Source organism: Delftia sp. DT-2, assembly GCF_028401915.1.
GTDB lineage: Bacteria > Pseudomonadota > Gammaproteobacteria > Burkholderiales > Burkholderiaceae_C > Comamonas > Comamonas tsuruhatensis.
In genome coordinates this window covers 1-25,298 of record NZ_JAQOTI010000006.1, presented here as the reverse complement: position 1 = coordinate 25,298, position 25,298 = coordinate 1, and the positions used below count along the sequence as shown (strand labels likewise).

Annotated in this window: 21 protein-coding genes and 1 pseudogene; 16 read left to right on the top strand and 6 right to left on the bottom strand. The window is 65.0% G+C overall.

The window, feature by feature from the left end:
• Positions 1 to 12: 12 nt before the first annotated feature.
• Both rpmF and PO605_RS11625 read right to left on the bottom strand, forming a co-directional pair.
• Entirely contained in the window at positions 13 to 195 is a 183-nt protein-coding gene (gene rpmF / locus PO605_RS11630; RefSeq protein WP_012207072.1) for a 50S ribosomal protein L32, read from the bottom strand.
• A 137-nt stretch (positions 196 to 332) separates the two neighbouring features.
• Positions 333 to 890 (bottom strand): YceD family protein, encoded by a 558-nt coding sequence (locus tag PO605_RS11625; protein ID WP_047217386.1) that lies wholly within the window; start codon positions 888 to 890, stop codon positions 333 to 335.
• 25 nt (positions 891 to 915) lie between these two features.
• Between PO605_RS11625 and PO605_RS11620 the strand changes: the two genes are divergently transcribed.
• Together PO605_RS11620 and PO605_RS11615 are read left to right on the top strand one after the other, a co-directional pair.
• On the top strand, positions 916 to 1,536 hold the full coding sequence (locus PO605_RS11620) for a Maf family nucleotide pyrophosphatase (protein ID WP_016447799.1): 621 nt from the start codon (positions 916 to 918) through the stop codon (positions 1,534 to 1,536).
• The gene (locus PO605_RS11615; RefSeq protein WP_047471133.1) at positions 1,533 to 2,324 is read left to right on the top strand and encodes an SAM-dependent methyltransferase; all 792 of its coding nucleotides are present in this window, start codon (positions 1,533 to 1,535) and stop codon (positions 2,322 to 2,324) included. Before PO605_RS11620 ends, PO605_RS11615 begins: the two co-directional genes overlap by 4 nt.
• Positions 2,325 to 2,405: 81 nt before the next feature.
• Here the strand turns inward: PO605_RS11615 and PO605_RS11610 are convergent, their stop codons facing one another.
• The 4 genes from PO605_RS11610 to PO605_RS11595 are packed head-to-tail and all read right to left on the bottom strand — an operon-like array spanning position 2,406 to position 5,587.
• Positions 2,406 to 3,452 carry a S49 family peptidase gene (locus PO605_RS11610; protein ID WP_016451171.1) on the bottom strand — a complete coding sequence of 349 codons (1,047 nt, stop codon included), beginning with the start codon at positions 3,450 to 3,452 and terminating at the stop codon, positions 2,406 to 2,408.
• A gap of 1 nt (position 3,453) precedes the next feature.
• Positions 3,454 to 3,822: a Rieske (2Fe-2S) protein gene (locus PO605_RS11605; protein WP_016451170.1), complete on the bottom strand. Its 369-nt coding sequence runs from the start codon at positions 3,820 to 3,822 to the stop codon at positions 3,454 to 3,456.
• A 49-nt stretch (positions 3,823 to 3,871) separates the two neighbouring features.
• Positions 3,872 to 4,558: an HAD family hydrolase gene (locus PO605_RS11600; RefSeq protein ID WP_047471131.1), complete on the bottom strand. Its 687-nt coding sequence runs from the start codon at positions 4,556 to 4,558 to the stop codon at positions 3,872 to 3,874.
• Positions 4,559 to 4,582: 24 nt separating this feature from the next.
• Positions 4,583 to 5,587, bottom strand: a complete 1,005-nt coding sequence (locus PO605_RS11595) for an RluA family pseudouridine synthase (RefSeq protein ID WP_082001524.1) — start codon at positions 5,585 to 5,587, stop codon at positions 4,583 to 4,585.
• Positions 5,588 to 6,179: 592 nt separating this feature from the next.
• Here PO605_RS11595 and PO605_RS11590 point away from each other — a divergent pair.
• The 14 genes and pseudogenes from PO605_RS11590 to PO605_RS11525 form a co-directional block, all read left to right on the top strand.
• On the top strand, positions 6,180 to 9,281 hold the full coding sequence (locus PO605_RS11590) for an Rne/Rng family ribonuclease (RefSeq protein WP_272206516.1): 3,102 nt from the start codon (positions 6,180 to 6,182) through the stop codon (positions 9,279 to 9,281).
• Positions 9,282 to 9,388: 107 nt separating this feature from the next.
• Positions 9,389 to 10,174, top strand: a complete 786-nt coding sequence (gene yaaA, locus PO605_RS11585; protein ID WP_016447806.1) for a peroxide stress protein YaaA — start codon at positions 9,389 to 9,391, stop codon at positions 10,172 to 10,174.
• 78 nt (positions 10,175 to 10,252) lie between these two features.
• Complete coding sequence (locus PO605_RS11580; RefSeq protein ID WP_016447807.1) at positions 10,253 to 11,137, top strand: 2OG-Fe(II) oxygenase; 885 nt, start codon at positions 10,253 to 10,255, stop codon at positions 11,135 to 11,137.
• Between the two features lie 156 nt (positions 11,138 to 11,293).
• Positions 11,294 to 12,142 (top strand): NADPH-dependent 7-cyano-7-deazaguanine reductase QueF, encoded by an 849-nt coding sequence (gene queF / locus PO605_RS11575; RefSeq protein ID WP_043791423.1) that lies wholly within the window; start codon positions 11,294 to 11,296, stop codon positions 12,140 to 12,142.
• 716 nt (positions 12,143 to 12,858) lie between these two features.
• Complete coding sequence (locus PO605_RS11570; protein ID WP_047469956.1) at positions 12,859 to 13,116, top strand: hypothetical protein; 258 nt, start codon at positions 12,859 to 12,861, stop codon at positions 13,114 to 13,116.
• On the top strand, positions 13,113 to 18,569 hold the full coding sequence (locus PO605_RS11565) for an RCC1 domain-containing protein (RefSeq protein WP_272206515.1): 5,457 nt from the start codon (positions 13,113 to 13,115) through the stop codon (positions 18,567 to 18,569). The genes PO605_RS11570 and PO605_RS11565 overlap by 4 nt, the downstream gene beginning before the upstream one ends.
• A gap of 30 nt (positions 18,570 to 18,599) precedes the next feature.
• Positions 18,600 to 18,794, top strand: a complete 195-nt coding sequence (locus tag PO605_RS11560; protein WP_272206514.1) for a hypothetical protein — start codon at positions 18,600 to 18,602, stop codon at positions 18,792 to 18,794.
• The gene (locus tag PO605_RS11555; RefSeq protein ID WP_047473669.1) at positions 18,791 to 20,548 is read left to right on the top strand and encodes an ATPase, T2SS/T4P/T4SS family; all 1,758 of its coding nucleotides are present in this window, start codon (positions 18,791 to 18,793) and stop codon (positions 20,546 to 20,548) included. The genes PO605_RS11560 and PO605_RS11555 overlap by 4 nt, the downstream gene beginning before the upstream one ends.
• Positions 20,545 to 21,414, top strand: coding sequence for a type II secretion system F family protein (locus tag PO605_RS11550; RefSeq protein WP_047473668.1), 870 nt, complete (start codon positions 20,545 to 20,547; stop codon positions 21,412 to 21,414). Before PO605_RS11555 ends, PO605_RS11550 begins: the two co-directional genes overlap by 4 nt.
• A gap of 10 nt (positions 21,415 to 21,424) precedes the next feature.
• A complete protein-coding gene (locus PO605_RS11545) occupies positions 21,425 to 22,357 on the top strand; it encodes a type II secretion system F family protein (RefSeq protein ID WP_047473667.1) in 933 nt (310 codons plus the stop codon).
• Positions 22,358 to 22,362: 5 nt separating this feature from the next.
• The gene (locus tag PO605_RS11540) at positions 22,363 to 22,743 is read left to right on the top strand and encodes a DUF192 domain-containing protein (protein ID WP_272206513.1); all 381 of its coding nucleotides are present in this window, start codon (positions 22,363 to 22,365) and stop codon (positions 22,741 to 22,743) included.
• A gap of 110 nt (positions 22,744 to 22,853) precedes the next feature.
• Positions 22,854 to 24,065 carry a hypothetical protein gene (locus tag PO605_RS11535; protein WP_052195846.1) on the top strand — a complete coding sequence of 404 codons (1,212 nt, stop codon included), beginning with the start codon at positions 22,854 to 22,856 and terminating at the stop codon, positions 24,063 to 24,065.
• Positions 24,066 to 24,124: 59 nt separating this feature from the next.
• A complete protein-coding gene (locus tag PO605_RS11530; RefSeq protein ID WP_047473665.1) occupies positions 24,125 to 25,042 on the top strand; it encodes a TadE/TadG family type IV pilus assembly protein in 918 nt (305 codons plus the stop codon).
• Positions 25,042 to 25,298 (top strand): annotated as a pseudogene (locus PO605_RS11525) (hypothetical protein); the annotation flags it as partial. The gene PO605_RS11530 and the pseudogene PO605_RS11525, both read left to right, overlap by 1 nt.

Here is a 25,298-nt window from a genome sequence, read left to right as displayed (position 1 = left end):
AACGGTCGAAGATCAGGCTTCGGACTTGTTCTTCAGCACTTGACGGCCGCGGTACACGCCGTTGGGGCTGATGTGGTGACGCAGATGGGTTTCGCCGGTGGTGGGTTCCACGGCAATGCCAGGCACATTCAGTGCGTTGTGCGAACGGTGCATACCGCGCTTGGAGGGGGACTTCTTGTTCTGCTGAACAGCCATGATGGCTCCTGTGTATCTGAAAAGGGTTGGTAAAAAACGCGATCAGCCCATTAAAGACACGAGGGGGTTTCGCGCGAAGCCCTTGATTATAGCGCAATCGCTTTTCCCGGCCTCGGCCTTTTTTCCGGACATCGCAATCAGTCGGCTGACTTGCCCACATCCAGCCCGCGCAGCACGGCAAATGGATTGGGCTTGTCCTCGCTGGCCTGCTCGAAGTCTGCGTCGCTGGACTGCATGCTCACCGGCTCGGGGCAGCTGTCGTGGCGTGGCACCACGGGCAACTCCATGAGCAGCTCATCCTCTATGAGTTCAAGCAGGTTGAATTCGCGGCTGAGCACCAGCAGGTCCTCGTCGCTCTCGTCATCCTCGGACTCGGCCGTGGTCTCGTCCGCAACAAAGCGGAAAGACCTATCGACCTGGAGGGAGATGGGTGCCACAGTGAGGCAGCGTTGGCACACCATCGGAACGACAGCATCGGCCTGCAGATGCAGCCAGACCTGACCCGAGCCGCCGGTTTGCTCGACCAGTTCGCCGTCAGCCTGCCAGTGCACCTCGCCGTGCCCATCAGCGGCATCCGGCTGCGCATCCTCGGCCAGACGAGGAAAGGCCGAAAGCGCCGACTGACCCTGGAGATGGCCCGCCGATTGCGCAAAAGCGCGAACATCGAGACGGGCCGCAGAAAATTCCTTGCTCATGCGGGCAGTGTAAGAGAATCCGGGCATGCAAGCTTCCCACCTCGCCTTAGCCCAGGCTCCCGGCCTGGCACGCCCCCTGATCCTTGGTTCCACCTCACGCTACCGCCGCGAACTTCTGGAGCGGCTGCAACTACCATTCCAGACCGTGTCCCCGGAAGTCGATGAGACACCGCTGACCGGCGAAACACCGCATGCACTTTCGTTGCGACTGGCCCTGGCCAAGGCACAGGCCGTGGCGGCGCTGCACCCGGGCGCCGTCGTCATCGGCTCCGACCAGGTACCCGAGCTGGATGGCATGCCGCTGTCCAAGCCCGGCACCCACGAGCGCGCCACCGAACAACTGCGCCAGATGAGCGGGCGCCAGATGAATTTCCACACCGCCGTGAGCGTGGTCTGCCGGGAAAGCGGCTTTGCCGAGACCGATGTGGTCACCGTCCAGGTCCGGTTTCGTGATCTCAACGACGCGGAGATCGAACGCTACCTGCGCGCCGAACAGCCCTATGACTGCGCAGGCAGCGCCAAGAGCGAAGGACTGGGCATCGCGCTGCTGGATGCCATCGTCAGCGACGACCCCACGGCGCTGATCGGCCTGCCGCTGATCCGCACCTGCCAGCTGCTGCGCGCCGCAGGAGCCGTGCTGCCATGAACGATGCTGCAACCCAACCCACCAGAGGAACGCTCTATCTGGTGCCCGCGCCGCTGGACTTCGGCTGCGACGAGCAAACGCCGCTGACGCAGGTCCTGCCCGATGGAACACTGCGCACCGCTGCACGCCTGACCCACTGGATCTGCGAAAACGCCAAAAGCACGCGCGCCTACCTGAAGCGCATTGACGCACTGCACGCCCTGGCCCAGCCCTTGCAAGCCCAGCAGATCACAGAACTGCCGCGCGAGGCCCACAAGAAGGGCGACCACGGCGACAAGGGCGCGGCGGTCTTCGATGCCAAGCCACTGCTCGCCCCCTTGCTGCTGGGCCACGACATGGGACTGGTCAGCGAAGCCGGCATGCCCGCCGTGGCCGACCCCGGCAGCTCCATCGTGCGCGCCGCGCATGATCTGGGCATACGGGTCGTGCCCCTGATCGGTCCGGTGTCGTTGCTGCTGGCCCTGGCCGCCAGCGGACTCAACGGACAGAACTATGCTTTTGTGGGGTACCTGCCGCAGGACGCTGACGGGCGGGTTCAGCGCATCAAGGAGCTTGAAACCCTGGCATTGCGCCAAGGCCAGACCCAGCAGTTCATAGAGACGCCCTACCGCAACGCCGCGCTGTGGCAGGCCTTGCTGCAGACGCTGCAACCCCATACGCGCTTGGCGCTGGCCTGCGGCCTGACACTGGAGAGCGCCCGCATCGAAAGCCGTCTGGTGCGCGAATGGCGCCAGCACAAGGAAGTGCCGGACAACCGCACGCCGGTGGTGTTTTCCATCGGTCGCTGAGACTGTCTTACTCGATGAGCAAAAAAAGCCCGCCTTCCACAAGAAGGCGGGCTTTTTGCATCTTGGCAGACGCCAGGGAAATCAGCGCAGAGACGGAAGGCTGGAGCGCAGCGCCTGAACGGCACCTCCACCGAAGGCCGCGCCAAAACGCTTGGCCAGGCGCTCGGCCACGTTGTCGCGGCGCGTGTAATCCACCACCTCTTCCGCCTTGACCACTTCACGGGCCACGTAGTCAAGACTGCCCAGCTTGTCGGCCAGGCCCATCTCCACGGCCTGCTGACCCGTCCAGAACAGGCCGCTGAACGTCTCGGGCGTCTCGTGCAGGCGATCGCCACGGCCGGCCTTGACCACGTTGATGAACTGCGAGTGGATCTGACCCAGCATCTGATGGGCATGGGCGCGCTGTGCTTCGGACATGGGACTGAACGGGTCCAGGAAGCCCTTGTTCTCGCCAGCCGTCAGCAGGCGGCGCTCCACGCCCAGCTTTTCCATGGCGCCCGTGAAGCCGAAGCCATCCATGAGCACACCGATGCTGCCCACGATGCTGGCCTTGTCGACAAAGATCTCGTCGGCCGCGGCAGCAATGTAATAAGCAGCCGAAGCGCAGGTTTCCTCCACCACGGCATACAGGGGCTTGTCGTACTTGCCCTTGAGCCGCACGATTTCGTCATTGATGATGCCGGCCTGCACCGGGCTGCCGCCTGGCGAGTTGATCAGCAGCACGACGGCACGCGAGCCCGAGTCCTCGAAGGCGCTGCGCATGGCGGCCACCACGAATTCCGCGCTGGCGTCGGCGCCTGCAGCGATCTCGCCCTTGACCTCGACCACTGCGGTATGCGGAGAGGAGCTGGTCGTGGTCGCCGTGTCCTTGGCAAACAGCACCCACAGGACCACCAGGATGAGTGCCGTCCACAGCAGGCGGCCGAAGAGGCGCCAGCGGCGCGAGGCGCGCTGCTCGTTGATGGTGGCGAAGACCAGCTTTTCCAGCACGTCCCGCTCCCAGCCGCTCGATGCCGCCGTTCGCGCATCGGCAGCCGCCGCGGCGGGCGTGGCCCGGGCCCACAGGTCCGCACCCGGGGAAGGGTGCGATGCGGAGCCAGGATTTTCCGGGGGTATGGGGGAAGTCATGTCAGAACTCGACGGGTTTCAGGTTATCGGCAGTATGCCAGTGCACCACCCCCGCGCTTTCGCTCAGGGAGATTTTCACCAGGCCGCCACGGCAGGGGCCGCCAGCGCAGGCGCCGCTGTCCGGCGCATAGACCGCACCATGGGTTGCGCACAGCAACCAACGCCCGGAATCATCGAAAAAGCGGTCTGGCTGGTAGTCCATCTCCATGGCCACGTGCGTGCAGCGGTTCAGATAGGCATGCGCCTGTCCCTCGAAGCGGATGGCGAATGCGCGGCAGGCATGCCCCGCGTAGACCACGTCGAAAGGCACGGCATTCGCACCTTCCTGCAAGGCCTCGCTGGCACACAAAACGATGCGATCAACGGTCACCAGCGCACCTCACAAGCATGGATTCCCGCGCTGACGCGGGCATGACGACTCAACCATGGGCCAGCAGCCACTGATGCAAATCCGCAACACTCTGCGCCACATGCAACGGCTGCAGCACGCCAAAGCCGTCGGTGGGATGCGCGCCATAGCCCACGCCCACGCTGGCACAGCCAGCATTGCGGGCCAGTTCCAGATCGTGCGTGGTGTCGCCGATCATCAGCACGCGGCCAGGCTCCACGCCGAATTCGGCCATCAGCTCCTGCAGCATCAGCGGGTTGGGCTTGCCGGCGGTTTCGTCCGCCGTGCGCGAGCTGTCGAACATGCCGCGCAGTTGCGGGTCCTGCAGCGCATCGTTCAGACCGCGCCGGCTCTTGCCCGTGGCCACGGCCAGCAGGTGGCCGCGCTCGCGCAGCGCCGCCAGCATGGGCAGCACGCCGACGAACAGGCTGATGTCGTCCTGGTGCTTGATGAAATGGTGGCGATAGCGGTTGCCCAACTCCGGGTATTTCTCGGGCGACACATCGGGCGCCGCACGCGCCAATGCCGGCATCAGCGCCATGCCGATCACATAGGAGGCCGCCTCATTGCTGGGGGGCGTGCCTCCCACATCGGCCACGGCCGCCTGAATGCACTTGACGATCACCGCGGTGGAATCCGACAGCGTCCCATCCCAGTCGAAGGCGATGAGGTCGAAGCGGCGCGCACGGTATATCTCGGAAGAACCAGGAGTTGTCATGTCTGCAAGGAGTCAAATCCGGCGTCAGCCGGCGAAACGGGCCAGCTCCTCGGGAAGCTCGGCGCGCAATTCCACCCGCTCACCACTGGACGGGTGTGTGAACTGTAGCCGCCATGCGTGCAGGAACATGCGTTTGAGCCCCTGTTTCTGCAACCGGCGGTTCAGGTCGAAGTCCCCGTACTTGTCATCCCCCGCAATCGGGTGCCCCTGGCTGGACAGGTGCACGCGGATCTGGTGCGTGCGCCCGGTCTTGATGGTCACCTCCAGCAGGCTCATGGCCGGCAGACCCAGCAGGGGCTGGGGCGCCAGCGTGCTGCGAACGCGCACCAGCGTGACGGAGCGCATGCCGTCAGGATCATCGGCCGTGGTCACCCGCACGCGGCGCTCGCCGTCGGCCTGCAGGTATTTGTGCAGCGGCAGATCAACCACCTTGCGATTGGCAGGCCAGGTGCCCTGGACCAGCGCCAGATAGGTCTTGCCGGTTTCGCGCTCGCGGAACTGGTCCTGCAGATGCGTCAGCGCCGAGCGCTTCTTGGCCACCAGCAAGATGCCGGATGTCTCGCGGTCGAGCCGATGCACCAACTCCAGAAAGCGGCTTTGCGGCCGCGCCTGGCGCAATTGCTCGATGACGCCAAAACTCACGCCCGAGCCCCCGTGCACGGCCACACCGGCAGGCTTGTCGATGGCAATCAGATGCTCGTCTTCCAGCAGACTGGGGAAGTCCCTGGCGGGTGCAGGCCGCTCGGCCTTTTCGGCGACTTTTTCGGAAATGCGCACGGGCGGCACGCGAACGACATCGCCGGTCGAGACGCGGGTTTCCGCACTGACGCGTCCCTTGTTGATGCGCACTTCTCCACTGCGGATGATGCGATAGACATGGGTTTTGGGAACGCCCTTGAGATGGCGTATGAGAAAGTTGTCCAACCGCTGTCCGGCCGAATCGTCATCGACTTCGATCAGCCGCACTGCGGCAGTGGCTGCGTTCAGGGAACGGTCGTCTGCCGGTTTGCCCTCTATAATGTGTTTCACCTGTGCCGAACTATTTATAAGTGGTTGATTCTCATGGAGTTTAGTCCAAACAACCATTTCCCCGCACAGGCAGGTCGATGCCATCCGGTGTCATGCACGCGAAACAGCAGGAAAAGATGGCCTGCGAAGTTCGTCGTTGCATCGGTTGTGGCTGACGAATTGAAACACTGATACGGAATCTCAAGCTGGCAGAAGGGGTCGGACCCGGCGTCCGCCGCTGCCAGCGGATCAAAAGCGAGCATGTGGATCTTTTGGGCATGGATGGTCACGCTGTGGAGCAGGAAAACGCCTGCGCCCAGGATCATTGCCGCCCCCAAGCCTCCCGCCTGCCCTGCACGTGCAGCAGCTTCGCTTGAAGCTGGACGGCGTGCCTCTCTCATCGCTCTCGTCCCCCTGCCCTTGCCCCCATTGCTGACTTGAGCCAGGTCTCAAGAAGCAAGGCATTCGGCGATTCCTTTCGTTTCAATGCGTCAGTCCGGCATCTCGGCTCCCTCGCGAGCCTGTCTTTGATTACAAGTCAAAGGCGTGACGGTCTGGCAGCAGAGGCTGCACCCCGGCGCGCCCCAGAGAAAACGAATAAAGGAAACGCATCATGAAACGGATGCTCATCAACGCCACGCAGTCGGAAGAGCGGCGCCTTGCCATCGTCGATGGACAAAAGCTCCTCGACTACGAGATCGAGATCGAAGGACGCGAGCAGCGCAAGGGCAACATCTACAAGGCCGTGGTCACGCGCGTGGAGCCCAGCCTTGAGGCCTGCTTCGTCGACTACGGCGAGGACCGCCACGGCTTCCTGCCCTTCAAGGAAATCTCCAAGCAGTATTTCGCCGAAGGCGTCTCGCCCAGCCAGGCCCGCATCAACGAAGTCATCCGTGAAGGCCAGGAACTGATCGTCCAGGTCGAGAAGGAAGAGCGCGGCAACAAGGGCGCGGCCCTGACCACCTTCATCTCGCTGGCCGGCCGCTATGTGGTGCTGATGCCCAACAACCCGCGCGGCGGTGGCGTCTCGCGCCGCATCGAGGGCGAGGACCGTGCCGAACTCAAGGAGGCGATGGACCAGCTCGAGTACCCCAAGGGCATGTCCATCATTGCGCGCACCGCCGGCATCGGCCGCACCGCGCCCGAGCTGCAGTGGGACCTGAACTACCTGCTCAAGCTGTGGAACGCCATCGACGGCGCAGCCAAGTCGGCCAAGGGCGCCTTCCTGATCTACCAGGAATCGAGCCTGGTGATCCGCGCCATCCGCGACTACTTCAACGGCGACATCGGCGACATCCTCATCGACACCGACGACATCTACGAGCAGGCGCAGCAGTTCATGCAGCACGTCATGCCCGAGCATGCCGCCCGCGTCAAACGCTACCGCGACGATGCCCCCCTGTTCAGCCGTTTCCAGATCGAGCACCAGATCGAATCGGCCTACGCGCGCACCGTGACCCTGCCGTCGGGCGGCGCCATCGTCATCGATCACACCGAGGCCCTGGTCTCCATCGACGTGAACTCGGCCCGCGCCATCAAGGGCGGCGACATCGAGGAAACCGCCACCCGCACCAATCTGGAAGCCGCCGACGAAGTCGCGCGCCAGATGCGCCTGCGCGACCTGGGCGGCCTGATCGTCATCGACTTCATCGACATGGAGGAGAGCAAGAACCGCCGCGAAGTCGAGAATCGCCTGCGCGACGCGCTGCGCCAGGACCGTGCGCGCGTGCAGTTCGGCACCATCAGCAAGTTCGGCCTCATGGAAATGAGCCGCCAGCGCCTCAAGCCCGCCCTGTCCGAAGGCGCGCACATCAACTGCCCGCGCTGCGGCGGCTCCGGCCATATCCGCGACACGGAAAGCTCTGCGCTGCAGATCCTGCGCATCATCCAGGAAGAGTCCATGAAGGACAACACGGCCGCCGTGCACTGCCAGGTGCCCGTGGAAGTGGCCAGCTTCCTGCTCAACGAAAAGCGCGGCGAGATCACCAAGATCGAACTCAAGCAGCGCGTCAACGTGATCATGGTCCCCAACAAGTCCATGGACACGCCGCACTACAAGCTCGAGCGCCTCAAGCACGACGATGCGCGCCTGGAAAGCATGGAAGCCAGCTACAAGCTGGCCGAAGAGCTGGACACCGAAACCACGGTGACACGCCGCTCGCAGGAGCCCACCAACAAGCAGACACCCATGATCAAGGGTGTGCTGCCGGACATGCCGGCTCCCATTGCCGAGCCTCGTCCCGAAGGCAGCCGCAACCGCCCGGCCAACGGCCAGCAGCGCGACGCCAAGCCTGCAGCCACGGCGGCAGCGCCCGCACCGGCCGCCGCCCCCGTCGTGGTCCGCGAACAAGGCTTCTTTGCCTGGCTCAAGAGCCTGTTCGGCTTTGGCGCGGCACCTGCGCCGGTCGCAGCGCCCGTGCCGGCTGCCGAAGCCCCCGCACGCGAAGGTCGCCGTGACGGCCGCAACGACAGCCGTGGCCGCCGCAACGAACGCAATGGCGAGCGTGGTGGTGAACGCACCGAGCGCAGCGGTGAGCGCGCCGGCGCCCCCAACGCCGAGCGCCAGGCTGGCGGTGGTGATCGCAACCGCCGCAATGCCGAGCGTGGCGAGCGCACGGAACGCGGTGAACGTGGTGAGCGCCCGGATCGTGGCGAGCGCGGTGAACGCACCGACCGCGGCGAACGCCGCGGCCGAGGCGAGCGCAGCCGCGACGGCGAAAACCGCCAGCCGCTGGAGGCCGTGAACGCCTCCGCAGCCCTGGCGGCAGATGGCAGCACCCTCGAGCAGCGCCCCGAGCGCGCGCCGCGTGGCGACCGCCAGGAACGCGGCGAAGGCCGCCGCGAGCGCGGTGAACGAGGCGAGCGTGGAGATCGCGCCGAACGCGGTGAACGCAGCGAGCGCCAGCCCCGTCAGTTCGAAGTCGCGCCCGAGTCCGAAGAAAAGCTGGACAACCAGGGCCAGCAGCAGGACCAGTCCCTGGACAACGCTGCTCCCGCCTCCGGCGAAGAGCAGCCGCGCCAGCGTCGTTCGCGCGACCGCTACGGCCGTGACCGCCGCGAGCGTGGCGATCGCGGTGACCGTGCAGAGCGCGCACCGCGTGAAGCCGAAGGCGAAGCCGTGCAGTCCTTCGAGGCCTCCGTGCCCGAGCAGGACCAGCAGCCAGCCCGTCGCAGCTACTTCAACGCCGCCAACTCTGCTGCCGAAGTCCAGGCCCCCGAAGCCCCAGTGGCCGCACAGCCTGCGGCAGTTGTGGAAGTGCAGCAACCCGTCGCGGTGCCCGAGCAGCAGAGCGCGGCCTTCGCGCCGGTCGCACCGGCCCCTGTGGCGGCCCCTGCCGTGACGGCAGACGTGCCAGCACCTGCTGCACCTGCCGCTTCTGCTGCTTCTGCCGCAGCCGAGCCCGCTGCAGCCAAGGCCGCTGAGGCAACCGCAGAACGCGGCCTGCCCAAGGTCCAGGCCTACCAGTTGCCCGTGTCCGAGCTGCAGGCGCTGGCCGCCGCCTCGGGCCTGCAATGGGTGGGCTCCGATGCCGACAAGGTGGCCGCTGCGCAGGCAGCCATCGCGGCCGAACCGCAGCCCGAGCGCGTCGTGCGCGAGCGCCCGCCCATGGTCGTGCTGGATGACGGTCCTCTGATCCTCGTGGAAACACGCAAGGACCTGAGCGACCTGCAGCTGCCATTCGAGCAGCAACCGCAGGGCGTGGCCCATGTCTGACCACAGACAGTGACGACACAGGGGCCCTCGCGGCCCCTGTTTGTTTCTGCCGCCACCCCCGTCCATCTGTCTTTTCTCCCTCTCTATCCTGGAGCTTGCGTCCCGCCATGCTGTTGCTGCTCTCCCCCGCCAAATCGCTGGACTACGACACACCGCTGCCGCCGAAGCTGCCACACACGCTTCCCGTCTTCTCCGAACAGCCGCTGGAGCTGATCGAAGTGCTGCGCCGCCAATCGCCGCAGCAACTGTCGGAACTCATGGGCATCAGCGACAAGCTGGCTGCGCTCAACGTGGCGCGCTACGAGGCCTTCAGCCCTCGCTTCACGGCCACAAATGCCCGCCAGGCGCTGCTGGCCTTCAACGGTGATGTCTATGAAGGCCTGCAGGCGCGCAGCCTGGACGCCGAAGACCTGGACTGGGCGCAGCAGCACATCGCCATCCTCAGCGGCCTGTACGGCGTGCTGCGTCCGCTGGACCGCATGCAGCCCTACCGCCTGGAAATGGGCACCCGGCTGGAGACCGCGCATGGCAGCAACCTCTACCAGTTCTGGGGCAGCCGCATTGCCGAGTACCTGAACCAGCGCGCGGCCCGGCAGCCGGCGGGCGAGCGCGTCGTCGTCAACCTGGCTTCGCAGGAATACTTCAAATCGGTAGACTTGAAGCACCTCAAGCCCCCGGTGGTGGAATGCGCGTTCGAGGATTACAAGAACGGCGCCTACAAGATCATCAGCTTCCATGCCAAACGCGCGCGCGGGCTGATGGCACGATTTGCCATACAGCAACGCGCTCGCAGCGCGGCTGAACTCGAAGCCTTCGATCTGGAAGGCTACGCACTGGCGCCAGCTTCCTCGACGCCTGCGCGCCTGGTGTTCCGCCGCAAGACCGCTGACTGAGCCTCGCCGGCCACCGGCCGGCCCCGGCCTCGATGCCTTTGGAGTCCATTCACTGCGGCAAGGGCCGCACTGCACGCCATGAGCCTCAAATCCTCACCAGATTCCCCGAGCACCGCGCAGGACCTGCCGGCGGGTCTCACGCCTGAACTCATGCAATGGGTACGCGACCAGCGCGCATCCGGCATAGGGCCTGCGGCCCTGCTGCGCTCCATGCGCGACGTGGGCTGGAGCGAAGAACTGGCCCGGCGGGCGTTGGACCTGCCCCACCAAGGCGAAGCGGCGCCACCGGCCGTCGTCGTCTCGGCCTCCTCGCTGCCCGAGCCGGACCTCTCCCAGGACCCCACCAGCATCGATGTCGGCGACCGCAAGGTCCAGGTACTGGTCAGCATGCGCAACCCGCGCATCGTGGTCTTCGGCAACCTGCTCTCGCATGAGGAGTGCGACGCCATCATCGCCGCCGCGCGTCCGCGCATGGCGCGCTCGCTCACCGTGGCCACGCAAAGCGGCGGTGAAGAGATCAATGACGACCGCACCAGCAACGGCATGTTCTTCCAGCGCGGGGAAACCGGCATCGTCCGCCAGCTGGAAGAACGCATCGCCCGCCTGCTGCGCTGGCCGCTGGACCACGGCGAAGGCCTGCAGGTGCTGCACTACGGCCCGGGCGCCGAGTACAAGCCCCACCACGACTACTTCGCGCCCGGCGAACCCGGCACGCCTACCATCCTCAAGCGCGGCGGCCAGCGCGTGGGCACCCTGGTCATCTACCTGAACGAGCCCGAGCGCGGCGGCGCCACCATCTTTCCCGAAGTGCCACTGCAAGTGGTTCCGCGCCGGGGCAACGCCGTCTTCTTCAGCTACGAACGCCCCGACCCCTCCACGCGCACCCTGCACGGCGGCGCGCCCGTGCTGGCCGGCGAAAAATGGATCGCCACCAAATGGCTGCGCGAGCGCGAATTCCACTGAAGAGCCAGCGAACCCGGGCGTACCCACCCTTATTGACCTTATATGGCCGCCCATGCCTGCGGGCATGGAAATTCAGTTAGCTTCAAAGCCTGGGTCCACGCGCTCCGCGCGGACCGTCCAGGCCTGACCAGCGCCGGCACGGCCGGCCCTTTTTCCATGAACACTCCCGAACAATCCCAGCTGGGCAAAAGCTCTGCCTACATCGACCAGTACGCCCCCTCGCTGCTGTTCCCCCTGCCCCGCGCGCCCAAGCGCGAGGAAATCGGCATTCAGGGAAGCCAGATGCCCTTCTTCGGCGCCGACCTGTGGACGGCGTTCGAACTGTCCTGGCTCAACCTGCGCGGCAAGCCGCAGGTGGCTCTCGTGCATTTCACGATCCCCTGCGAGACCCCCAATCTCATCGAAAGCAAGTCGTTCAAGCTCTACCTCAACAGCTTCAACAACACCCGCCTGTCCGACGCTGCCGAAGTCCAGGCACGCCTTCGCACCGACCTGGCCGAAGCGCTATGGCGAGGCAGCGAGCAAAAGGGCAGCATCGGCGTGAAGATCATCGGCCTGGACCGCTTCGACCAGGAAATGGTGCAGGAACTGGACGGCCTGCTGCTGGACCGCCTGGACGTGGAATGCACGCAGTACCAGCCCGCCCCAGAGCTGCTGCACGCCAACCACGAGGAAGCGCCCGTCACCGAGACCCTCGTCAGCCACCTGCTCAAGAGCAACTGCCTGGTCACAGGCCAGCCCGACTGGGGCAGCGTGCAGATCCGCTACAGCGGCGCGCAGATCGACCAGGAAGGCCTGCTGCAATACCTGGTGAGCTTCCGCAACCACAACGAATTCCATGAGCAATGCGTGGAACGCATCTTCATGGACATCTGGACCCGCTGCCGCCCCATCAAGCTCTCGGTGTACGCACGCTACACGCGCCGTGGCGGCCTGGACATCAACCCATTCCGCACCAGCCATCCTGGCGCGCTGCCGGCCAACGTGCGCTCTGCACGGCAGTAAAAGAGGCGGCCGGCCATCCTCAGGCCGGCCGTCATTTCAAGCTTTTCACCGGCATGCCGACGCCGCAGCGGCATGCCCGCACTCCTGCCCATCGAGCCCCGCGCCCAGGCTCCTGTCGGCGGCCCGCACCTGAATTCTGAAAAACAGGAATCGTCCTGCATCGATTCAGATTGACTTTTCAGATCACCCTATTTGAGCCTATTTCGCCTCGATTTATCTGCCACGGATGGATCGTCGAAAACACGGAATTCACTAAATAGCTTGCTATTGAAATGGCAGCAAAAATCTCCGTCGATGCATTCAGAAACATCGTCAGGAGTTGTCTTAGAGACAAGCGAGAAAAAAGTTCATAGGCTTGGCGGCACAAGAAATGACTTCAGGCAGCAATGAATCGCCGCCTGAAAGTCAGGCATAGGCAGGTGCCTTTTTCCTGCCAATGCCCCACGCAGAACTGTCCTGGCGCGCAGCGCCAAAGCGGCAGTCCACCGCCAACCTTGAGGGAGAGACCATCCATGCATCGCTTTCATTCAGCGCCTTGACGCAGTGCGCTGACGCCAAGGCCCTGTGCCTGGGCACGGCTGATTCCCTGCGCATGCGCAATTCGGAAGAACCGCCAACCAACGCCCTGGTGCCCGCTTCGGCCTGAATTGCGTTTTCCCTTTTCCACGTTTTCTGCGATTGGCGCGGCTTCCCGCTATGGCCTCGTGTATGCACTCATGTGCAACGCCACCGTACAGCATGCGGGCCAGTGCATCCAGCCAATGGCCGAAATGGCGCCGCCGCTGGTCCAGGCAACCGTCTCAGCCGTAGAGATCAACAAACAGACCATGCAGCAGGCCCAGAACCTGCTGGATGCGCCCATGTACTTGCAAAACGCGATCTTGCAGGCACGCCGGTGCCTGGGCCAATCCCGGCAGTTGACGGTGGTGGCTGACCGCGAATGGTCACGAGTTTCAAGAAAGGTACTTCCATGAATGCTGCCCACGCCACCCCCCGCCCGGCCTGGAGCCCCGCCTTGTCCGGGACAGTGGCTGCGCTGGCGGTCAGCGCGCCCGGCTCGGCCCTGGCGCAGGTCTTGCCACCCCAGGTCATCGTCACCTTTGGCCCCGCCCCGGTGGCCGTGCCTCTGGGGCCGTCGCACCTGTTTTTAGCCTTGGGCGTGATGCTGCTGGCACTGGTTCTGGCCCGCATGGGCAAGCTGCGCGGTTCAGGCGCCTTGCCGTGCATGGCCGCCTTGGCGGTGGCTGCCGGGTTGTTGGGCATGGATACGGTGCGCGCGCAGCTTCCGCAGCAAACGCTCGATCTGCGCCGCAGCCCCGCAATGCTGCAGATACAGCCAGGTCAGAATAACAGCGTGCTGGTACGCAACAAAACAGGCCATCCCGTGGTGCTGAGAAGCATTGGCCTGGGCGATGACAGTGCCAACGAATACAGCATCACCACGACCATCTGCAAGCCAGGCCTGCGGCTGCAGAACGAGGCGAGTTGCGCCGTGGAGGTGACACACACCACTAGTGGTGGTGGCGGCGGTGGCACCGGAGGAGGCGGCGGCGGTGGTGGCAGCGGTGGCTTTATCGATAACCCGCAAGGTCCTGACGATTTTGCCGACCGCGCCCAAGCGCTGGCCGACGGAGACTCGCGCCTGCCCCCCAGCACGCCCGAGCAACTCGAACAATCCTTCAAGACCGACAAAACCCCCGGCAGCGCCGCGCGCAGTCAGCGCCTGCGGCGAAATCACAGCCTGGTACTGGCGGCCGTCGATCCCGAACCCCGCTGGCACAAAACGCAGATCAGCACCAGTTTTATCGTGGCCGAGCCGGGCGGCAGCTATGCGGTCGAGCTTGCCAGAATCGACCCGGCAGGCCAAAGCCTGGGCCCGTTGCGCAAGGCCGATCAGGCGCGGCTGCGCTTTGAGCTGCGTGTGCAACAAAGCAGCGGCACAGTTGACTACGTGCCCGCGCATACCCACAAAGACTACCTGCGCTGGGACGACGCCAACCCCGGCCGCTTGCGTATCGGCGTGCCAGCCGGCATGCAAAAGGGGCGCCTGCTCATCGGCATTCGTCCCGACCTGGGCGACAAGGGGCAAAACGCCATTGCCGAGCGCTGGAGCGTGCCGTTGGTGGTTGAGGTATGGCCCAGGCGTGCGGGCGTACGGCCGATCGAGGTGGGCCGCATCCTCTACCCGGCCCGTTTCAGCGAAGGCATACAGCCCAGTCCAGGCAGCGCCTTCAGCATGCCCGAGATTGCCGAGCACCTGCGCCAAGCCTATGCCGCGCTGCCGGGCGCAGTCCTGCTCAAGCCGCTGGTAGTGGCGGGCGCCGGCCTGGCCGAAGGCCAGCTGGTGGATGCACGCATTCCGCACCCCGAAGGAGGCAGCTACCCCTACGGCGGCAGGGTGCTGCGCGTGGTGGAGGGCAGTGGCGGACAGCAACTGGCCATTCTGGACTTTGACCTGGCCGCCACCTATGAACTGCTGCCGGGGGACCCGCTGGTGAGGGAAGGGGTCATGCCCGAGTTTGTCACCTACCGCCAGGGGCCGTCGCAGCAGGCCCCAGGGGACATGAGCGAACCCGAACTGGAATACTTTGGCCCCGAGGAGCGCAGCGGCATCAAGGCCCGAGAGGCCTGGCAGGACGGCAATGTACTGGCGCAAGCCAAGATCAGCGTGGCCCCCAGCTGCAATGCCAGCGGCAGCATGAGCCTGACGTTCACCCCCATATTGCAGATTTCGCCGCAGGTTGACGTGGGCATCGAATACACCGTCGCGGCCAACGGTACCAAGGTGGAATGCTCGGCCAAGATCGATGGCGCAACAGATATTGTCTCCTCGCTATCCACGGGGCTGCCACTGGCGCGTCTGGCGTCGCTGGTGGGGATTAAGCTCGAAGCCGGCCCCTATGGCGAGGCCAAGATCGGGCTGACGCCCAAGTCCGACACCGGGGTGGCGGTGTTTTTCAGCCAAACGGGCCAAGTGAGCTATCGCGGCGGCATGGCATCGCCCCAAGTGCAGATGAGCGGCGGTGACGCCGCCAGCGGCAAGGGACTGGACGGCGCGCCCTGGGGGCTGGACGTAGGTCTGGGCAGCGGTGTGGGCGTGGGCGTGGCGCTCAAACTTGAGCCTTTCTCCCTCTTTGGCGGCACCTTTCAGGTGGTGAGCCTGGAGGCCAAGGCCGAACTGGGCATGGGCACGGCGGTGGACAACCGCAATGCGGCGGCGGTCAAGCAGTGGAGCGATGCGTCGAATGCATCGTTCAGCCTCAAGCCCGAGGTCAGCGTGCTGGCATCATCAGGTTTTGTGGATTTTTTGAGCTTCCTGGGGCTGAAGGCCGAGGTGGGCGCAGGCGTTTCCCTCAAGCTCATCGATAGCAAAGTAGAGGCTAACTATGCCATCCAGGAGGTAAAGGATGCAGGCGACGGCACAGGCTCGGTGTCATTCAAAGAACTGACGCTGCCGTCGGTGCTGAAATCCATTTTTGCCGGCAGCACTGCGGGCTATGCCAGCCTGCAGAACAGCTCGGTATACAACGACCCCACCGGCAACATCACCTACGAACTGGACGAATGCGATACCCGGGGCGGCACCATCAGCACGCCGCTGGTGGCCTGCAAGGGCGGCCTGTTTTGCGGCAAGGCCGAAAGGAATGCTGATTTCTGCAAGGCCACCTGGGTGTCGCCGGTGATGGCATCGGCCTATGTGGGCGATACGGCCAGCGCCACGGGCACAGCTGGCACCCAGGGACCGGCAAGCGTCAATGCAAGCCTGGCCGGCTCGCCGCTGCGGCCGGCGCCAGCCGTGCTCACGCTGCCCGGTGGCGGCCGCCAAAGCTTTAGCGCCAGCGCGGCATGCACCGCGCGCGGCGTAACCCAAGGCAAGATACAGCTATCGGTAGGCGGCAAGGTGGCGGATGAGCAGCCGAACACCTTGGTATGCAACTGCGAGCCGGGCAGCAAGGACTGCGACCGCACCTGGGCCTCGCCCCATTTGGTGACGGCCGACGGCCTTGCCTACGACTATGTGGCCAGCGGCGACTACATCCTGGCGCGCGTGCACGATGCCGATGAAGAGCCAGTGCATGGGTTTGAAGTACAGTCCCGTTTTTTGCTTGGCTACGACGTTTCATGGCCGCAGGCGGCAGCCATGCAGGTGGGCAATGATGTGGTGGAAGTGCGGGCAGTTCCGTTCGCTCCAGCGGGAATGGAGTGGGCCGGATATGTCAACACGCTGGAGCTGCATGTCAATGGGCAGCTGTTGGCAAGCCTGAGCGACGACGGCTTTTGGAACGGATTGCGCCGCACACGGGTGCAAAACCTGCCGTCTGGCGGACTGGTCTATTTTGATGATTTTGCCGGACGTGGCGGCGGTGCCTATTGGGTGCCCCGCGCCGTCACGGTGCTGTGGCCGCAGAATGGCCCGTTTGCGGAATATGCGGTCAAGCTATCGACGCCGTATTTTGAACAAGGCACAGCCAAGGCAGACAGCTTTTCGCTGATAGAGGTTCAGATCATCCGGCCGGCGGCGGCGCAGGGCGCGGCCCGGGGCATGCTGGGCAACAACGACGGCAGCCCCGGCAACGACCTTATCCGCCGCAATGGCGAGGTGCTGGCGCATGGCAGCACCTTGAGCTGGACGGCGCTGTATGCGCTGTTTGGCGGCGACTGGCTGGTCAAGCCGCAGGAGTGCTTGTTTGGCAGCGGCTGCATGGCCCAGCCAAGCTTCCCAGAGAAGGCCGTGGTGTTGAGCGACAAGCAACGCACATCGGGCGAAATTGCTTGCGCGGGCTTGAAGGGCTACTACCGCGAAGCCTGCATCCACGATGTGGGCCTGTCCGGCTCCATCGAACTGATCAAGCATTACTACGCCAATACCGCAGATCTGAACGCCATGGCCGACAAGCTGGTGACCCCCGGTGTGGATCTACCGATGTATGTGCTGTCGTCCATGGGCGCAAGAGCCAGCCTCCCGGATTACCCCGGCAGAGGCTTTCGGCAGGCGTACCAGGTGGCGCACCAAAGGGGCAAGGGCCAGTTCATGCTGACGATTCGACCGCCACGCGACGCTTCGGCTTTCTTTAGCGCAGGCAGTGCCGGTGCCTTGAAGCAAAGCTTGGCGGCAATAGACGGTCTGGAGGTTTCGGTGGATGTGCAGTGCGAAACGCCCGACCCTGCCTGGGCGAAATTGGGCAATGCCTGGGCGCGCCATGGTGCCGTACAACTGTGGGCCGTGGACCCACTGTCGGGGTTTGCATCGCGCTTGCTGGGCGAAAAGTCGCTTTTCTGTGGTGACGCAGGCCAGGGCAGCAGGCTGGTAGCGGGGGAAACGCATTCTTTGATCCTGAATGGTGAAGGTGTGCTATGGGTCTGGGGTGGGAACAACCTCGGTCAGTTGGGCGATGGCACGAGCACTGAGCGAAACCGGCCCGTGCAGATGGACATCGCACCGCTGGACGGCAGCAAGGTCGTGGCGCTTGCTACACGCAGCAACCACACTCTGGCGCTCGATAACCGAAGCCGTCTATGGGCCTGGGGTAGGAACTACGCCGGTCAGTTGGGCGATGGCACGAGCATCGATCGAAACCGACCGGTGCAGGTGGACCTTGCACCGCTAGATGGCAACGAGGTCGTGGCAGTTGCTGCAGGCGACAACTTCACTCTAGCGCTCGATGAGCAAGGCCGTCTATGGGCTTGGGGCTGGAACTCCGGTGGTCAATTGGGCGATGGCACGACCATAGATCGAAACCGGCCCGTGCAGGTGGGCCTTGCACCACTGGACGGCAGCAAGGTAGTGGTGCTTGCAGCAGGCGCCGACCATATTGTGGCGAACGATGAGCAAGGCCGTCTATGGGTCTGGGGTCTGAACTCCTACGGCCAACTGGGCGATGGCACGAACGCCTATCGAAACCGGCCCGTGCAGGTGGACCTTGCGCCGCTGGATGGCAGCAAAGTCGTGGAAGTTGCTGCAGGCGGCTCCCACACCCTAGCGCGCGATGAGCAAGGCCGTCTATGGGCCTGGGGTGAGAACTCCTACGGTCAGTTGGGCGATGGCACGACCATAGATCGAAACCGGCCCGTGCAGGTGGACCTTGCACCGCTGGACGGCAGCAAGGTCGTGGCGCTTGCAGCAGGCACCTTCCACACTTTGGCGCTCGATGAGCGAGGTCGTCTATGGGCCTGGGGTTATAACCACGACGGTACGTTGGGGGATGGCACGACCGTAGCTCGAAACCGGCCCGTGCAGGTGGACCTTGCACCGTTGGATGGCAGCAAGGTCGTTGCGTTTGCAGCAGGCAGCTACCACACTTTGGCGCTCGATGAGCAAGGTCGCCTATGGGCCTGGGGTCTGAACTACTCCGGTCAGTTGGGCGATGGCAAGACCGGACGTCGAAACCGACCTGTACAGGTCGATCTTGCGCCGCTGAAGCCGTAGCAGCTCACCCTGGACTCAGAGCAATCGCCTTTGTCTCCCCTCAGGCGCGTGTCCCCCGACATCAACGCCCCAGTCCTCCAAAGCCTGCCTGCAGGCAGCCTGCTGCAAGTGCTGCCCCAGGCCCCGCAGGCCCAGTTCTCGGCCGTGCGCATCAATGACCGGCTGGGCTGGGCCGAGACCCAGTGGCTTTCTCCCCTGACCTCCGCAACCGGCAGCCCCCCATGATCGACCTTGAAATCATCCACCCCGACGGCCGGCGCCAGCCGTTGAGCGTGCCCGATATGTGCTCCATCGGCAAAGGCTCCCAGTGCGAAGTCCGCCTGGACAACTGGCGCCTTGCCAAGGAGCATGCACGCCTTTTCACCAGCCCCTCGGGCGTGCTGATCGACGACGCAGGCAGCTTCGGCGGCGTGCTGGTCAACGGTCAGCGCATCACCGCCCAATACGGCCCTCTGCAAAACGGCGACCTCATCGGCATTGGCCCGTTCCAGTTGCGCATCCTGAACAGCGGTGAAGAGCCGCAAGCCGCGCCTTTTCCTGTACCGGCCGCAGCGCATGCCGCCACCACAGCGCCCATGCAGAGCACACAGGACACGGCGCTGGCAGTGCCTGCCGACGCGCCCGAGCCTGCGGCAGCCGAGCCCGGGGAAGCCCACTTTCAGGCGCTGCAATTCGAATGGCGCAAGCGCCTGCACACCAAGCTCATCGACACCATGGACCTGCGCCGCCATGACGTCTCCAGCATGTCCGACGAACACCTGCGCGCCGAGGCGGACCGGCTCATCGCCAGAACGCTGCAGGACATGGACGACGAGATACCGGCCCAGCTGGACCGCAACGCGCTGCGCAGGCAGGTTCTGGACGAGGCCGTGGGGCTGGGGCCGCTGGAGGAATTGCTGGCCGACGAAACGGTCAGCGAAATCATGGTCAACCGCTTCGACGAAATCTATGTCGAGCGCGCGGGGCGCCTGCAAAAGCATGCCCTGAGCTTCACCAGCGATCGCGCCGTCATGGGCGTGATCGAGCGCATCGTGGCACCGCTGGGCCGGCGCATCGACGAATCCTCGCCCATGGTCGATGCACGGCTCAAGGACGGCTCGCGCGTCAACGCCATCATCGCGCCGCTGGCGCTCAAGGGCTCCACGCTGACCATCCGCAAGTTCGCCAGGCGCAAGCTCAATGCCGCCGACCTTGTGCAGTTCGGCGCGCTCAGCCCGGCCATGGCCGACTTCCTGCGCATCTGCGTGGAGGCCCGCAAGAACATCATCGTCTCGGGCGGCACGGGGTCTGGCAAGACCACGCTGCTCAACATCCTGTCCAACTTCATCCCGTCCGGCGAACGCGTAATCACCGTCGAGGACGCCGCCGAACTCAAGCTGGCCCACGAGCACCTGATCAGCCTGGAGTCGCGCCCCGCGAATGTCGAAGGCAAGGGCGGCGTGCCCATCCGAGAACTGGTGCGCAACACCCTGCGCATGCGCCCGGACCGCATCGTGGTCGGCGAATGCCGCGGCGCCGAGGCGCTGGACATGCTCCAGGCCATGAACACGGGCCATGAGGGATCTCTGACCACGCTGCACGCCAACACCCCGCGAGACGGGCTCGCCCGGCTGGAGACCATGGTGCTGATGGCCGGCATGGAACTGCCCTTGGCGGCCATACGCGAGCAGATCGCCAGCGCCGTGGACATCATCGTGCAGCAGACCCGCTTTGCCTGCGGCACACGCCTGGTCACCCACATCTGCGAAGTCAGCGGCATGGAAAGCGGAAAGATCCAGCTGCAGGAGCTGTTCCGCTTTGCCAACAAAGGCTATGCCGCCCAGGCCAACGGCCTGGCCAAGGTGCAGGGCCTGTTCACCGGCTGCGATGTCGTTCCCCACTTCTACGACGAACTGCGCGCCAGCGGCCATGCGCTGGACCTGGATATCTTCCGTCCGGGCTCCGAGAGCGCGGACCTGCATGCCGGAGAGCGGCCATGAGCGGGCTCTCGCCAGACACCGTCCTGGCCCTGATCACGGCCGTGGTCGCCCTCTGCGTCGGTCTGCTGACATGGCTGGCCTTGGACCTGGGAGGCTCCACGCTCAGGCGCTACCGGGCCGGCTTCACGGAGCGCGCCGGCTTTCAGGCCGCGGAATTCTTCCTCTTCATCGACCCGCGCAAACTCTTCCTGGCCAATCTGGCAGTCATGTCGCTGGGCGGCGTCCTGGTGTGGCTGGTCAGCGGCAGCCATCTGCTGGCGGTGCCCGCCTTCTTCGCGCTGGGGCTGCTGCCCCGGCTGCTGTACCGGCACATGCGCAAGCGCCGGCTGCGCAAGTTTGAAGAGCAGTTGCCCGATGCGCTGATGATGCTCAGCGGGGGCCTGCGCGCTGGCCTGGGCCTGAGCAGCGCCATCGCCCAGCTTGTGGCCGAGTCCCGCCCGCCACTGAGCCAGGAGTTCTCGCTGATGCTGCGCGAGCAGCGCCTGGGCGTATCCCTGGAACAGGCGCTCAACCACCTGAGCCTGCGCGTGCCCACCCAAAGCACGGTGCTCATCACATCGGCCATGCGCATCGCCAGCGAAACCGGTGGCGGCCTGGCGGAAACCATGGAGCGCACCGCCTCCACCGTGCGCAGCCGGCTGCAAATGGAAGCCAAGATCGGCTCCCTCACCGCCCAGGGAAAGCTGCAGGCCTGGGTCGTCGGCGCCCTGCCACTGGTCCTCATGCTCATCCTCGACCGGATGGAGCCTGAAGCCATGTCCATGCTCTGGCACTCCCGCGTGGGCTGGGGGGCGCTGGCCGTGATCGCCTGCTTCGAGGCCATGGGCATCTATGTCATCCGAAAGATCGTCGCCATCGACGTCTGAAGGCCGCACCATGGACTCCAACACCGTGATACTCGCCCTGATCGCTGTGGCAGCCGGACTCAGTGCTGCCCTGGTGGCCTGGCTCCTGGGCCACTCGATGAGCAGCGTTCCCGCCGAGGACCGCAGCTACAAGGATCCGCCGCCACTGGCCCTGCGCATGGTCTGGTGGCCCATCCAGTGGATCAGCCACCACCTGTCGCCCCGGCTCGGAACGGGCAGAACCGCGCAAGCCGTGCAATTGCGGTTGCGACAGGCGGGACTGGACTATGCGCTCAGTCCTGCGCAGTTCATCGCCAGCCGCATCGTCGGCGCCGGGGTGGCCGCGCTGGCGGCCTGGTGGCTGGTCTCCAGCTTCGACGGCCTGCCCCGGGGCGCCGATGGCGGTACACGCCACATCGCCCTGCCCATCTATCTGCAGGCCATGGCCGCAGGCGCACTGCTGGGCTGGACCTACCCCGCCATCTGGCTCAGGGATCGCATCGCCGTGCGCCGGCGCGAACTGCTGCGCATGCTGCCCTTCTTCCTGGACATCATCACGCTGTGCGTGGAAGCCGGCCTGAACATGCAGGGCGCCATGACCCAGGCCGTGGCCAAAGGCCCCCAGGGACTGGTGCGCGACGAATTCCAGCGCGTGCTGCGCGACATACGCGCCGGCAAGGCGCGTGCCGAAGCCCTGCGCGGCATGGCCGAGCGCCTGAACGAACCGAGCGTCGCCAACTTCACCTCCGCCGTGATCCAGGCAGAGAGCATGGGCATGAACCTCGGCCCCGTGCTGCGGGCGCAGGCCGATCAGCGCCGCTCCGAACGCTTCATGCGCGCGGAAAAACTCGCGATGGAAGCGCCCGTGAAGATGCTCTTTCCACTGATCGCCTTCATCTTTCCCTGCACCTTCATCGTCTTGCTGTTCCCCATAGCGATGAAGCTGCTGAACTCGGGACTGTGATGCAGATGCCGCCCTCCCCCTTCCTGGTGCGCCAGGCCTGCGGCTTCTGGCAGCGCCTTGCCGGCCTCATGGGCCAGGCCCAACCCGCCGCCCGCTGCGCATTGCTCATCGCGCGCTGCACCAGCGTGCACACCTGCTTCATGCGGCAGGCCATCGACATCGTCTACCTCGACCGGCAGGGCCGCATCACCGGCCTGCGCCCTGGCGTTGTCCCCTGGCGCTTCAGCCGGGGCGAACGCGGCAGCAGGCATGTGCTGGAGATGCGTGCAGGTGCCATCGCCTGCCAGGGCCTGGTGCCGGGCATGCAGTTGCAGCCCTGGCCCATCGAAGGTGCCGGGGCTGCGCTGAACGTCTGCGCCTTCACCCCTGACGGGTCCAACTCCTAATGCAACGCCGAGGAGGTGCCCACACAACGCATTGCCCAGAACACACCAAAGTGAATTGCCAGCCGGCCCTGCCGGCCTTCCTCCACTACGCATTGAAAAAACCGACGGACATGCACCATCCATCCATCACCTCTCCCACAGACCACGGTGCCACGCACACGCGGCTGACATACCCAGCATCCTGGCTGCTGGCCTGCGCCGCTGGCCTGGCCCTGACCGCCTGCGGTGGCGGCTCCGGCAACGAAGGCGGCACGGGAGACCCAGGCCCCGGAGGCACCACCAGTTCCGGCGTCTTCATCGCCCCCTCAGGCCCGCTGTGCACCAAACTCAGCAGCACGGGCAACTGTCTGCAACCCACCTCATCGGCCATTGAGGAGTCTGACCTGATCAAACTCATCATCGACCCCGACAAACAAACGCCGCTGATCGATTTCAGCGGCATGGGTGTGATCCACAACACCACACTCACCTATAGCCAGCAGCCGGGCCAGGCCATCGAAAGCAGTTTCATCTACAGCTCCTACGGCATGGCAAGGCGCGACTTCCAGGTCGGGCGCAACACCTTCATCGTGCAGGGCAGGCAGTACCCGCAGGTCACGCACTACCCGGAGGCGGGCCAGAGCCACTACAAGAACATCAGCGGCGATGCAGGCGTCATCTTCCTCGTAGGACCACCGGACCAGCATGAGGAAGGCATCTGGGGCACCACCTTCTCGGAAGGCCAGAACCTCAGCATGGTCGGCCGCATGCCCAACATGCGCAGCGAAAACACCATCTGGATTTCCGCCATCAGACTGCTCACCGACCAGAGCCAGGCGCCGAGCGAGCCGACCGTGACCTATATCGGCAGTGTCAGCACGCTGGCCGGCACGGCACAACGGCTGGACCCGTACACCACCGACATACTGGACACCGGCGTCAACTACGAGGCGGAATTCAATACCGCCACGGGCAAGCTCACTGGCGTGAAGATCGACCACATGGATCCCGTCAGCCGGAGGCGCACGGTGATGGAGGTGCCCGAACTGACGTTTGTGAACTCGCAGTTGGTCCCTGACTCGCGCAGCCAACGCATCAACGTCGTGCTGGAAGGCCCTGCGAGCGACGTCCGCGCAGATGCCCCCCGGCCCGACACACCCCTCACCCGGCAGGACTACACCCTCGATGGCCTCGAAGGCGAAATCACCGGCAAGCACGCCGAGATCATCCACATCCTCGGCGCTGGCCCCCAGGGCACCATGCAATTGATGCTGATGCGCAAGGACAAGGCCGGACCGGACGTGCCCATCCACATCCCCCTGCCACACCCAAACAGGCCCTGAAGCATGGCCAGCGGGTGGATACAAGCCCGTCCGCTGGCCGCAAACCTGCAGGCATCCTCATGCGCCAGAGCACCTCATACCGCAGGCCGCGCCAGCGCGGCAGCGCCATGGTCGAGTTCACCGTGGTCGGCCCCATCATCACCCTGCTGGGGCTGGCCCTGCTGCAGTACGGCCTGGTTTTCTTCAACAAGAACCAGATCAATCACGCCAGCTTCATGGCCGCCCGCGCGGGCACCATGGCCCATGCGCGCATGGACGATATCCGCGAGGCCTATCTGCGCGCCATGGTTCCGCTGTATGGCGGTGGCAGCAACAGCACCGAACTGGCGGATGCCAAGACAAAGGCCAAGGCCGACCTTGAAGGCCACCTGCGCATCGACCTCATCAACCCCACGCGCGAGAGCTTCGACGACTGGAGCGCTCCACACCTGAAGCAGAAATACGGCGTGCGAGCCATTCCCAACGCCGGCCTGGCACACCGGGACAAAAACATAGGCAACAAGTCAGGCCAGAGCGTGCAGGACGCCAACCTGCTCAAGATCCGCGTCACCCACGGCTACGAACTCAAGATCCCGCTGGTGCGCGGCATCTACCAGCACTACCTGCGCTGGCTGGACGACGGCAGCGACCCCTTCCACACCGAACTCATACGGCACGGACGGCTGCCCATCGTCGCGCAGGCCACCTTGCACATGCAAAGCGACGCTATGGAAAGCGATGCCACGGTATCCATCCCCGACACAGGCAACAAGGGCAATCCGCAGGACCCAGGCCAGCCCGATACATCGGAACCCGGTGAACCGCCCGATTGCGAAACCGTGGGCTGCACCACGGTCGGGCCGCCGGGGCCGGGCGATGAGGGTGAAGAAGACGGTGACGGTGACGGAGATGGAGATGGAGGCAATGAAGGCGATGGCGATGGAAACGACAAGGATTGCAAAGGGGCCGAATGCCCCAGTTGCGAGGGGAAAGCATGATGCTCACTAGGACGTACCTCATTCAGTTGCTGCACAGCGCCCTGCTGTGCCTCGCTGCACTGCTGGCCCAGGCCACGCCCACCCTGGCGACTGCCGCCCCCAACCTGGGCGGCGGCTCCAGCAAATGCGACCCCACCGTGCAAAGCTGCGCCCCCGGCACGGGCGGCGGCATCGACCTCGGCGGTGGCGGTGGCGGCTCGGGCGGCGGCACCTGCACCCCCACGCCCGGCGGCAGCCCCTGCGGCGGCGCCGGCCC